This is a genomic window from Polyangium jinanense (assembly GCF_028435365.1).
Map to the genome: position 1 here is coordinate 1 of NZ_JAGTJJ010000125.1, position 11,525 is coordinate 11,525.

At 67.5% G+C, this 11,525-nt stretch carries 10 protein-coding genes and 1 pseudogene; 7 read left to right on the forward strand and 4 right to left on the reverse strand.

The genetic code is table 11. The features are described from left to right. Nucleotides 1-357 precede the first annotated feature (357 nt). Nucleotides 358-2,976, forward strand: coding sequence for a rifamycin-inactivating phosphotransferase (rph, locus tag KEG57_RS54480; protein ID WP_272428420.1), 2,619 nt, complete (start codon nucleotides 358-360; stop codon nucleotides 2,974-2,976). Nucleotides 2,977-3,400: 424 nt separating this feature from the next. Here rph and KEG57_RS54485 read toward each other — a convergent pair whose 3' ends face one another. Further along, nucleotides 3,401-4,237, reverse strand: coding sequence for a GNAT family N-acetyltransferase (locus KEG57_RS54485; protein WP_272428421.1), 837 nt, complete (start codon nucleotides 4,235-4,237; stop codon nucleotides 3,401-3,403). A 59-nt stretch (nucleotides 4,238-4,296) separates the two neighbouring features. Between KEG57_RS54485 and KEG57_RS54490 the strand changes: the two are divergent. Beyond that, nucleotides 4,297-4,506, forward strand: a pseudogene (locus tag KEG57_RS54490) (IS630 family transposase); the annotation flags it as partial. A 15-nt stretch (nucleotides 4,507-4,521) separates the two neighbouring features. On the opposite strand, the gene KEG57_RS54495 reads toward KEG57_RS54490, so the two are convergent. After that, a complete protein-coding gene (locus KEG57_RS54495) occupies nucleotides 4,522-5,610 on the reverse strand; it encodes an alkene reductase (RefSeq protein ID WP_272428422.1) in 1,089 nt (362 codons plus the stop codon). Nucleotides 5,611-5,669: 59 nt separating this feature from the next. Here KEG57_RS54495 and KEG57_RS54500 point away from each other — a divergent pair, with 59 nt between their 5' ends. The 3 genes from KEG57_RS54500 (at nucleotide 5,670) to KEG57_RS54510 (ending at nucleotide 8,330) form a co-directional block, all read left to right on the forward strand. Continuing rightward, a complete protein-coding gene (locus KEG57_RS54500) occupies nucleotides 5,670-6,665 on the forward strand; it encodes an AraC family transcriptional regulator (protein ID WP_272428423.1) in 996 nt (331 codons plus the stop codon). A 172-nt stretch (nucleotides 6,666-6,837) separates the two neighbouring features. Then, a complete protein-coding gene (locus KEG57_RS54505) occupies nucleotides 6,838-7,293 on the forward strand; it encodes a hypothetical protein (protein WP_272428424.1) in 456 nt (151 codons plus the stop codon). After that, nucleotides 7,290-8,330, forward strand: coding sequence for an RNA ligase family protein (locus KEG57_RS54510; RefSeq protein WP_272428425.1), 1,041 nt, complete (start codon nucleotides 7,290-7,292; stop codon nucleotides 8,328-8,330). The genes KEG57_RS54505 and KEG57_RS54510 overlap by 4 nt, the downstream gene beginning before the upstream one ends. Here KEG57_RS54510 and KEG57_RS54515 read toward each other — a convergent pair. Together KEG57_RS54515 and KEG57_RS54520 are read right to left on the reverse strand one after the other, a co-directional pair. Then, complete coding sequence (locus tag KEG57_RS54515) at nucleotides 8,318-9,022, reverse strand: ankyrin repeat domain-containing protein (RefSeq protein ID WP_272428426.1); 705 nt, start codon at nucleotides 9,020-9,022, stop codon at nucleotides 8,318-8,320. The two genes, KEG57_RS54510 and KEG57_RS54515, sit on opposite strands and share 13 nt — an antisense overlap. After that, a complete protein-coding gene (locus tag KEG57_RS54520; protein WP_272428427.1) occupies nucleotides 9,019-10,284 on the reverse strand; it encodes a PAAR domain-containing protein in 1,266 nt (421 codons plus the stop codon). Before KEG57_RS54520 ends, KEG57_RS54515 begins: the two co-directional genes overlap by 4 nt. A 141-nt stretch (nucleotides 10,285-10,425) precedes the next feature. Here KEG57_RS54520 and KEG57_RS54525 point away from each other — a divergent pair, with 141 nt between their 5' ends. Both KEG57_RS54525 and KEG57_RS54530 read left to right on the forward strand, forming a co-directional pair. Next, nucleotides 10,426-10,962 carry a rhodanese-like domain-containing protein gene (locus KEG57_RS54525; RefSeq protein ID WP_272428428.1) on the forward strand — a complete coding sequence of 179 codons (537 nt, stop codon included), beginning with the start codon at nucleotides 10,426-10,428 and terminating at the stop codon, nucleotides 10,960-10,962. Then, nucleotides 10,959-11,399: a MauE/DoxX family redox-associated membrane protein gene (locus KEG57_RS54530; protein ID WP_272428429.1), complete on the forward strand. Its 441-nt coding sequence runs from the start codon at nucleotides 10,959-10,961 to the stop codon at nucleotides 11,397-11,399. The genes KEG57_RS54525 and KEG57_RS54530 overlap by 4 nt, the downstream gene beginning before the upstream one ends. Nucleotides 11,400-11,525: the final 126 nt, after the last annotated feature.

Below are 11,525 nucleotides of genomic sequence, written 5' to 3' on the forward strand. Positions count from 1 at the left end.
CCCGGACCAGCGCAAGCGCTGGACCCGGGGTCGATGAACTGCGCGATGCGCAGTTCATCGAACAGGCCGAGTCAAGACCAACGACGACCCTGCCAGCCAAGACAGCAGCGCTGACGTCTCGACCCATGACGTCGCCAGCGTGGAACGCACCTCCATGGTCTTGCCACCGGCCTGTGGGAAGAACTGCGCATCGCGCAGTTCTTCCCCAAATGGTCCAGGGCTTGCCCTGGTTCGGGTCGAGGGGCGAACAGCCCCCGCGGGGCCCGGGGCAGCGCCCCGGCGCGACGCCTCGCGACGCCTGTGGAACACCCTCTCATTCGCGTTATAGTGGCGCCCTTCGAGAAGGGAGGTGAACCGATGCGTGCTTCTGTGCTTGGTTTCCAGGAGGTCGACCGGACCCGGATCATGGATGTCGGGGGGAAAGGTGCGAGCCTGGGGGAGCTTTCCAGGCTGGAAGGGGTCCGCGTGCCGGATGGCTTCTGTGTTTCGACCGGAGCCTTCAAGCGGATCCTGGGAGAGGCGCCGTCGCTTGGCGAATGGCTCGATCGGTTGTCGCGTCTGAAGGCGGAAGACCGCGAGGGAGTCCGGGAGCTCAGCGCGGAGATCCGCGGCATCATCGAAGGGATCGCCATCCCTTTTGACTTGCACGATGCGATCTCCCGCTATCTCGCCAGACTTGGCGAGGAAGGGGCCTATGCCGTACGGTCCAGCGCGACGGCGGAGGATTTGCCGACGGCTTCCTTTGCAGGCCAGCAGGATACGTATCTGAACGTCATCGGGAAGCCGGCGATCCTGAAGCACATCAGCCGGTGCTGGGCGTCGCTCTTCACCGAGCGGGCGGTGATTTACCGCCTTCGAAACGGCTTCGACCACCGCAAGGTCCACATGGCGGTGGTGGTGCAGAAGCTGATCGTCCCGCAGGCGGCCGGAATCCTGTTCACGGCCGATCCCGTCACTTCGAACCGGAAGGTGTCGTCCATCGAGGCTGGCTTCGGCTTGGGGGAGGCCCTGGTTTCCGGCCTGGTGAACGCCGATGGCTACAAGGTACGGAATGGCCAGGTCATCGAGAAGGCGATCGCCACCAAGAAGCTTTCGACTTGGGCCTTGAAGGAGGGCGGTACGAAGGAGCTTTCGATCGAGCCCGGGCGGCAGAACCAGCCCGTGCTGACGGAGGAGCAGATCGGGCGACTCGAGCGCCTGGGTAGGCGGATCGAAGGGCATTTCGGTCGCCCCCAGGACATCGAATGGTGCCTGGTCGAGGATGATTTCTACATCGTCCAGAGCCGGCCGATCACGACCTTGTTCCCCATCCCCAAGGCGTTCGACCAAGGCAATCACGTCTATGTATCCGTCGGCCATCAACAGATGATGACCGACCCCATGAAGCCCCTGGGGCTGTCCCTGTTCCAGTTGACCGCCGGTCGCCCCATGTACGAAGCGGGTGGGAGGTTGTTCGTCGATCTCACGAAGGAGCTGGCTTCACCGGCCAGCAGGGACGTCGTGTTGAATGGCCTGGGCCGATCCGATCCGCTCATCAGGGACGCTCTGACGACCGTCATCGAGCGGGGGGATTTCATCGAATCGGCGCCCGCCGATCCGCACGCATTGGGGCCGGGTCGAGGCAAGCCGGGGACGCCGCCAGCGGGTCACCAGGCGCCGGTCGAAGACGATGCGGCGATCGTGGCTGATCTGATCGCGCGCAGCCAGGCGTTGATCGAAGCGCTGAAGCGGGACATCCAGACGAAATCCGGGACGGAGCTGTTCGATTTCATCCTGGAGGACGTCCAGCATCTGACGAAGAGCACGATGGATCCACGAAGCCTCGGCATGATCATGGCCGCCGTGAATGCTTCGTCGTGGCTCAACGAAAAGATGATGGAATGGCTGGATGAAAAGAACGCAGCGGACGCGCTTTCTCAGTCCGTACCGAACAACATCACCTCGGAAATGGGGCTTTCGCTCTTGGACGTCGCGGATGTGATCCGTCCTCATCCGGAGGTGGTTGCTTATTTACAAACGGCGAAGGATGAAGGCTTTTTGGAGGGCTTGACCCGGCTCCCGGGTGGACCGGAGGCCCGCGAAGCCATCTCCGCTTACCTCGACAAGTACGGCATGCGCTGCGTCGGGGAGATCGATGTGACGAGGACGCGCTGGAGCGAGAGCCCCACGACCCTCGTCCCCTTGATCCTCGGCAACGTCAAGAACTTCGAGCCTGGCGCCGGCGGCCGGAAGTTCGAGCAAGGGCGACAGGAGGCCTCGAAGAAGGAACGAGCGCTCCTGGATCGATTGAAGCGATTGCCGGATGGAGATCAAAAGGCCGCAGAAGCGCAACGGATGATCCGCCGGCTCCGGAGCCTCATCGGGTATCGCGAATACCCGAAGTACGGCATCGTGAACCGCTATTTCGTCTACAAGCAGGCCTTGCTGAAAGAAGCCGAAGAGCTCGTGCGGGCCAACGTGATCCATGAGAAAGCAGACATCTACTATCTCACGTTCCAGGAGCTTCGCGAGGTCGTGCGCACGAACGAGCTGGATGCCGAGCTCGTTCGCCAGCGCAAGGACGAGCACGAGCTCTATCGGAAGCTGACGCCACCGCGGGTCATCACGTCCGATGGTGAAATCGTCGCGGGTGCTTACAAGCGCGCAGCTCTCCCCGCCGAAGCCATTGTCGGTCTCCCGGTTTCTTCGGGTGTTGTCGAGGGACGCGCCCGCGTCCTCTTGGACATGGCCGATGCCAATCTGGCCGAGGGCGATATCCTGGTCACCTCCTTCACGGACCCTAGCTGGACCCCGTTGTTCGTGTCCATCAAGGGCCTGGTGACCGAAGTGGGGGGACTGATGACCCACGGCGCGGTGATCGCCCGTGAATACGGCTTGCCGGCCGTCGTCGGCGTGGAGCATGCCACCAGGCTGATCAAGGATGGGCAACGCATCCGCGTGCATGGAACGGAAGGGTACGTCGAAATCCTGTCCTAGCCCGGGTTGAAGAAGTCTTACGTGCCTCCTCCTCGCCGCATGCGGCTCGTCCGACGCCGATCTGGCATCCCCGGCGACGGCAGCACCTTTGGGGGCCGTAGCGCCGGGGCGCCGCCCCGGACCCCGCGGGGGCTGTTCGCCCCTCGACCCGAACCAGGGCAAGCCCTGGACCTTTGGGGAAGAACCGCGCGATGCGCGGTTCTTCCACGGGCCAGTGGCAAGACCAAGGACGGCGTTGCTAGTCGAAATGGCAGCGCGGCTGTCTTGATGGGCAGGCCTTCGCTGGTCTTGACTCGGCCTGTTCGATGAACTGCGCATCGCGCAGTTCATCGACCCCGAGTCCAGCGCTTGCGCTGGTCCGGGTCCAGGGGTGGACAACCCCTGGTGGGGCCTGGGGCAACGCCCCAGCTCAGCGCCTCCCAGCTCAGCTCGGGCTCCGCACGAGGACGGCGCGCGTATAGAGGAGCTCGAACCCCTGCCGCTGCACGTTTTCCTGCGATTTGGACCCTGGCTGCGTCGTGACCACGGCCACGTCGCAGCCGGCCTTGGTGGCGATCTCGAGCCGCGCGGAGAGGAGCGCGCTTTGCACCCCGCGCCGCCGATGCTCGGGCAGGGTCGCCGCGCCGCAGAGCTGGGCGACGCCCTTTGCGAGCCGCATGCTGGCGCCGCCCGCGATCACGCCGTCGCGCCGCGCCAGGTAGCGGGAGAACCCGCCGGTCGAGGCCATGTCGCGCATGATGCCCTCGATGAGCTCGCGCGGGAAGGACTCGTGGGAGGGGACGCCCTGCGCGTCGGGGCTCGCGAAGCCGGTTACCACGACATCGATCCACGCGGAAAGCTCCGAGAGGGGGCTCGGCAGGATTTCGACCGAAGGCGCCCGCGGCGCTTCGTGCTCGACCGGCAGGCTCCGGCCGAGCACGTTCTCGAATCCCTGGAGCACGTACCCACGCGCGGTGAGCTTCTGGCCAATCGAGGGGTCCGCGAGGGTCGCGATCTCCACCTGCACCGGCGACCCTCGCTCTGCAAAGGCCTCCTCGACCGCTGCGAGGGCGCCCTCGTCGAGGGGGCCCGCGAAGCCGAGGCCCGCGACCTTGTTGAGCGGAGAGCCCGGGGCGCTGAAGGTGGCGATGCCCCCGGCCAGCGGGATCACGAAGGGGCCCGTGCCGGGGTCCCGGCGCAGCACCACGTCGATGCTGTCGGCGAGGAGGCCGCACTCGGCCTCCTCGATGCGGGCGACCAGGTTGGTGCTAGCGAAGAGCATGGTGGTTGGACCATTCTAGTGTCCTGGGACTGACGTTCGTAAAAATTCTCGGTGCATCGCATCCGAGGTTCCACCTGCACTTCACGCCGACCGACGGATCATGGCTCAACCTGGTCGAGAGGTGGTTCGCGCCGCTCACCGAACGTGCGCTACGGCGCGGCGTTCATTGCAGCGTGCGCGAGCTGGAGAAGGCGATCTGCGAGTACCTCGACGCACACAACGAGGACCTGCCACCCTCTTTTCTCAATACCGCTCCCTTATCTTCCTGAAGCCCCGGTTTCGAGTCAGGGCAGCGCCGGATAATCCGTATAGCCCTTCTCCTCGCCCGTGAAGAAGGTGGCGGCGTCCGGCGGGTTGAGCGGGGCCTCGCGCCGGAAACGCTCCGGGAGGTCCGGATTGGCGAGGAACGGCACGCCGTAGGCGACGAGATCGGCTTCGCCGCGGGCCAGTGCCTCCTCTCCAGCTCGCGCGTCGTAGCCGCCGTTGACGATGACGGCGCCCTGGAAGGCCTTGCGCAGCAGCGGGGTGATGCGCTGCTCCGCGCTCGGCACCGCGTTGCCCGACACGGCCTCGGTCACATGCAGGTAGCCGAGTCCCAACCGGCCGAGCTCCCGGGCCATGTAGGTGAACGTCTCGACCGGGGTGGAGTCCTTCATGCCCGCGTAGGGGAACGGCTGCGGCAAGAGCCGGTAGCCCACCCGCTCCGCGCCCCAGACACCCACCACCGCCCGGGCCACCTCCAGCGGGAAGCGCGCCCGGTTCTCGATGCTGCCGCCGTAGGCGTCCGTGCGCTGGTTGGAGCCATCCCGCAGGAACTGGTCCAGCAGGTAGCCGTTGCTGCCGTGCAGCTCGACGCCATCAAAGCCCGCCTCCCGGGCGTTCTCGGCCGCGCGCCGGAATTGCTCGACGATGCCGGGAATCTCCTCGGTCTCGAGCGCTCGCGGCGTCACGATGCGCGTCTTGCCCTTCCACGTGAAGGCCTCTCCTTCGTAGCCGATCGCCGAGGGCGCTACAGGCAACTGGCCGTCATGGAAGTCCGGGTGCGAGACGCGCCCGACATGCCAGAGCTGGGCGAAGATGACTCCACCCAATGCATGGACGGCGTCCGTCACCTTCCTCCAGCCCGCCACCTGCTCGGGTGAGTGCATGCCGGGGGTGCGGATGTACCCCACGCCCTGGGGGCTGACCTGGGTGGCCTCGGTGATGAGGAGCCCCGCCGAGGCGCGCTGCTCGTAGTACGTCGGTGCCAGGGGGCTCGGCACGTTGCCATCCACGAGCGCCCGGCTGCGCGTCATCGGCGCCATCACCATCCGGTTCTTCAGTTCGAGGCGGCCCAGGCGGAAGGGGGACAGGAGCTTCGAAGCGGTTGCCATGGTTCTTTCCTTGTTGAGGTCGGGTGGACAGAAAATGCGCAGGCCGCTATGGACGTGCCATGGCATCCAGTCCAAATAAATTGACCGATCGTCCAGGCCCGGTGGACGAGCCGGTAACCGACGTCCTCGCGGATGTGCTGGACGCGATGCGTCTGACGACCCTCATGCATGGTCGCTTCGAGCTGGGTGCTCCCTGGGGAATCCGGTTCCCGGAGAGCCCCGGCGCGCACATCGTCATCGTCGCGCGTGGGAGCGCTCGCCTGGAGGTCGAGGGCGTCGAGGGAGCCATCGTCCTGTCCGCCGGCGATCTGGCGCTGTTTCCGCACGGCGGAGGGCACACGCTGCGCGATGCGGAAGGCAGCCCGCTCCACATGCTCGGACACGGCGAATGTCAGCGGGCCCGCGGGGTAGGGCCGATCCGGCTCGGCGGTGATGGGGCCCGCACCACCCTGGTCGCGGGGACCTTCCGGCTCGGTGCCGCGCCTCGCACGCCGTTGTTCGAGGGGCTTCCACGCGTCATCCACGTCACCGCGGACGATCCCGCGACGTCCCCCTCGCTTTCGCCCCTCGTGCAACTGCTCATCGCGGAGAGTGCCTCGGTAAGCCCGGGCGCGACCGTCATCATGAGCCGGCTCGCGGACATCCTGTTCGTGCAGGCACTCCGGACGCACATTGCGGCGAGGCAGTGCCACCAGCACGGGCTGTGTGCGCTCGCGGATCCACAGATCCGCAAGGCCCTCTCCCTCATCCACGAGAGACCCGCCGAGCCCTGGACCGTCGAGAGTCTCGCGACGGCCGTTGCCCTCTCGAGGTCCAGCTTCGCCGCGCGCTTCAACTCGCTCGTCGGAGAGCCCCCACTCGAGTACCTCGCGCGGTGGCGAATGACGAAGGCCGCCCAGTTCCTTCGGGAGGGCGAGCTTCCGCTCATCGAAGTCGCGGAGAGCATCGGTTACCAGAGCGAGGCGTCGTTCAACCGGGCCTTCAAGCGCTGGGGCGGGGTGGCACCAGGCGCGTACCGGCGAGAACACCGCCGGGGTGAACGGCATGAGGCCTGATCTCCCCGATGCGCCGGAGGGGCGCTTGCGCAGAATGAACCCGCCGATTTCACCCTCGCAGAGGAGCCGTCGCCCGGCCACTTTCGCCGTCCCCGAGCGGGATTTTTTGATTCCCGCTCCCGCTCCCGCCCATTGACGCCTCGTCCCGCGAGTGGTCTCCTCGCCCGCCGCCATGCCCATTCCTTCGCGCCCGCTCCTCCTCGTCCTCGCCGCCTCCCTCTTCGCCTGCGCGGGCCAGACGCCTCCGCCGAATCCGGCCGAGGCGCCCCGCGCCGCGATCGCGCCTGCCAAGGGGTACGACGCCCGCGGGCAGTCCAAGGCCTGCGAGCCTCCGCCCGCCGATTGCCCTACCGTCTCGCCCGACCGCGACCTCGCCGATCGCTGCTCGCTCGGCGGCTTCCGCATGATCCAGTGTGGCTGCGAGATGCTTTGCGCCGGCGATCCGGGCAGCGGCGGCGCGAAGCAACACTACGACGCCGAGGGCCACGGCAAGGCCTGCGCCCCCGCGAAGGATGATTGCACGCCCGAGCCGGCGAGCGCCGCCTTCCAGGACGCCTGCGCCGAGAAGGGGCACAAGCTCGAGGTCTGCGGCTGTGAATGGCTCTGCTCGGGGAACCCGAAGTTATGACGTTCTCCCCGTACGAAAAGATCGCCGAGAGCCTCGCGGCCGCACTCGGCGACGACGAAGCAGCCCACCGCGCGGCGAGTCGCGCCGAGTGGATCGTCACCGAGAAGATCCACGGCGCGAACTTCTGCTTCGTCACGGAGGGCAGGGAAGTGCGGTGCGCCAAGCGAAAGGGATGGCTCGCGGAGGACGAAGACTTTTTTGGTCATCGCGGCGTGCTGAGCCGATTCGCGGGTGGCGTGCGTGACGTGCTCGGGCGGGCGGCGGCGCGCGAGCCGAAGGCCACGCTCGTCTTCGTGTATGGCGAGCTCTTCGGCGGCGGATACCCGCACCCCGACGTCCCGCCCGCGACCGGCGTGCAGCCGGTGCAGACCGGCTGCTGGTATGCCCCGGGGATCGAGTTCTGCGCGTTCGACGTGGGGTTCGTCCGGGAAGGTGTCTCCGAGCGCGTGTACCTCGATCAGGACGAGGCCCGCGAGGCGTGCGAGGACGCCGGCATTCCCTTCGCGCGGCCGCTCTTTCGTGGCCGCTACGAGGACGCGCTCGCTTATCCGCTGGGCTTCGAGACCACCATCCCCGCGCGCCTCGGCCTGCCTTCGCTCGGACCCTCGAACAAGGCCGAAGGCGTGGTCCTGAAGCCCGCCCGCGCGCTCGTCGTGCCAAGGCGCGCCGGCGTGGTGCGTCCCGTCGTGAAACGCAAGATCCCCGAGTTTTCCGAGGACGAGCGTTTTCACGAAGCGGAAAAATGGTCCGGCCCGCGCGCGCCTTCGGCCTCGCCCCTCGATTGGCTCGTGCACGAGGCCTCGTCCCTGGTGAACGAGAATCGCCTGAACGCCGCCGTCTCCAAGGTCGGACCGACGCGACCCGGGGACACGGCGCGGCTCGGCGAGGTGCTCGCGCTCGTCCGCGAGGATCTCGAAACCGAGCTGCGCGCGCGCCACGGCGAAGCCCTGCGCGCCCTCTCGCCAGCCGAAACCCGCGCGCTCGCCGCCCACCTCGACAGCGAAGCGCGCGCCCTCGTCGAGCTCTACCTCGGCTGATCGACCGGAATCCCGAGCCGCTCGGCGACCTTGCGCCGCCACCCCTCGAGCGGCGAATCCGCCGCCGGGATCGGCTTCTCCGCGAGCTTTCGCACGGACAACCCGACCTGATCCTTCGCGTCCGGATCCGCGCCGCGATCGAGCAGCTTGTGCACCTCGTCGTATCGATTGAGATACGCGAGCCGCAGCGCGGGCGTCTGCTCCATCTTGTTTTTCACGTCCACGGGGACGCCACGATCGAACAAGATCCCCAGGTTTTGCCATTGCCCGAAGTTCAGGGCCTGGTGGGCGAGGGGAACGGCCTTCTGGTTTTCGAGGTTCGGGTTTCCGCCGTTGTCGAGCAGAAGGACGAGGAAGCGCGGATCGGGGCTCGTCGCGGCCACGAGCATCGGCGACGTGCCGATCTTCGTGAGCACGTTCGGATTCGCGCCCGCCGCGAGCAAGGCCCGCACGGCGATCTCGTTCTTCGCGACGAGCTCGTACATGAGCAGGTTCACGTCCGAAGGCACGACCTCGTCGAGATCCGCGCCTCGCGCGACGAGCGCGCGCAGCGTGGCCACGTCGCCACGCTCGGCGGCGGCCGCGGCCTCGCGCAGCCGCTCGCTCGGAAACACCTCGTTCGCGGGCGGGACGGGCGGCCTCGGGCCCAGAATCCCCTCGAGACCTGCGGCAAATTGCTCAACGTCCTTCACATCATCCCCTGAATGGTCGCGATGTCCTGGCTCTTTTGCTGCTCGATGCCGGCCTCGTGCGTGCTGTGCCGCTCGATCATCTCGCCGAACCGCTTCTTCTCCTGGTCGATCTCCGCCGCCGCCCAGTCCTTCGTGCGCCGGGCCATGCCGAACGGGTTCAGATACCCCCAGCCGCTGTCCGGGTGATCAAACGTCGGCTCCGGCGGCCACTGCCGGGCCGTGAAGCTGCCGTCCGGATTCTGGTTCACCGCGTTCAGGCCGTACCGATTGCCGATCGCGTCCGGCATCAGCCCGGAGATGGGCGAGTGCTCCTGCGCCCAGGTGAGGATGTCGCCGTCGACCTGGTACGCGTCGATGAGATCGTTCGTCCGTGAAGGATCGAGCCCGTAACGCTCGTACGTCTTGTCGTGGATGCCCGACGCGTTGAAGGTGTTCGCCGGCAGGCCCGAGGCGAGGGAGCCAGCCGACGCGAGGCCGCCGCCGAGCGAGTGTCCGGCGATGCTCGCGTTGTTGCCGTAGACCGCGGCGACCTGCCGCGAGAGCTCGACGGCCTGCGTGTACTGCGCCCCTTCGAAGCCCGTGCCCTGCGAGAGGTTGCCCCAGAGCCAGTCGTTGCCGTTCCACTGCTTCCAGGTCTCGAACTCCGTGCCGCGCATGACCAGCCTGTAGCTGCCGTCGATGTCGGAGCGGTAGAGGTCGGAGTAGAACCCGGTGCTGTCATCGTGGAAGACGGCGTTGCGCAGCTCCGGCGGGAGATCGTTCGGGCCGAGGCGCGTCCAGCCCTCGGGCGCGCCGCTCGTCCTGTAGACGTCGTTCACGAGGCGCGCGTCCTCGACCGAGCGGTTGTTCCGCGCGAGCCGCTCGGCCGCGTTCGAGAGGCGATCCTTCTCGGGGCCGTTCGGCATCGAAGCCGCGCGCTGCCGGGCCTGGTCGATGAGGCGCAAGCGCTCCATGAGGCGCATGCGTTTGTCCGCCGCGGTCATCTTGCCGATGATGACCGTGGGACAACCCTCGTCGATGAGCCCGCCGTGGAGCGTGCCATCGCCGAAGCGCGCCGCCATCTTGCCTTCGAGCAGCACCGTGGGCTCGCCGATGCCGATGATGTCGGGCGGCGAGCCCGTGCACTCGAGCTGGTCGGTCACACGAGCCGCAGGCTCGCCGCCGACGAGGATGGTCGGTGCGCAAGCAGGCAAGATGTCCTTGCCGACATGCTGCAAACAGAGGTGATGATCGCCTTTGCGCGCTGCGATGGGATCGCTCATCCGGGTCCTCGGGGTCGATCGAGCGCGGCCATGATCACCCGGGAAGCGAGGAGATGGGAAGCGCGAAATGGAGGCAACCCGCACCCACGCGCTGCGGCATACCTCGCCTCCTCGCCGCTTCCGCGCTAGCTTCGCAGGAGGATGTCGTCCGGGCTCGATCGACCCCTCGTCCTGCGCTCGGCAGCGCTGCTCCTCGGAGGCGCCGTGCTCGGCCTCGGCATCAACGCAGCACGGCCCGCAGGCGTCGCCCTCGTCGGCTTCGAGCCGCCCACGGCATGCACCACCACCGCAGCCGAAGAGGCGCCCGTGATCGAGATGACGCCACGCGAGGCCTCGACCCTGTGCGGCCAGCCGGGCACGCTCTTCGCCGACACGCGCACGGCCGAGCGTTTCGCAGCCGGGCACGTGGCCGACGCGATCCACCTGCCATGCGACGCAACCGCGAGCGGCGCCGAGGTAGCGATGAAGGAGCTCGGCCACGCGCAGACGATCGTGGTGTACGGCGAGTCGACGGAGGAGGCCTACGAGGTGGCCGAGACGCTGCGCCGTCGCGGGCTGAAGATGGACGTGCGTGTCCTGCGCGGCGGCTTTTCCGCCTGGGAGCAGGAGGGCCTCGCGTGCGCCTCGGGTCCGTGTCCCGGCTGCGCCCTCACCCACAAGCAGGAGCCGAGCCCGTGAAGACCGCACTTCTTTGGCTCTTGCGCCTCGGTCTCGGCGGGATGTTCCTCGCAGCCGGCGCGCTCAAGTTTTACGACCCGACCTCGTTCGCGCTGGAGATCCACAACTACCAGCTCCTGCCGGATCTCGCTCCGCTACTCGCGGCCACGCTGCCAACCGTGGAGATCGTCCTCGGCCTCGCCCTGCTCGCAGCCCCAAGGCCATGGATGCGCGCCAGCGCGTTCGCCTCCACGCTGGTGCTCGGGGTCTTCACGGTGGCCGTGGCCTCCGTGGTCGCACGCGGCGTGAACATCACGTGCGGCTGCTTCGGCGAGGGATCAGGGCCCGTGACGATGTTGACGGTGCTACGCGACGTGGTGCTGGTCGCAGCGGGGGTGCTGCTGTTCTGGCTGGCGAAAGAGCCGCCGCGCCCCGCGCGTGCGCGTTCCACGGCGTAGCGCCGGGGTTTCACCCCGGACCCCGACCAGGGGTTGTCCACCCCTGGACCCGGACCAGCGCAAGCGCTGGACCCGGGGTCGATGAACTGCGCGATGCGCAGTTCATCGAACAGGCCAGGTCAAGAC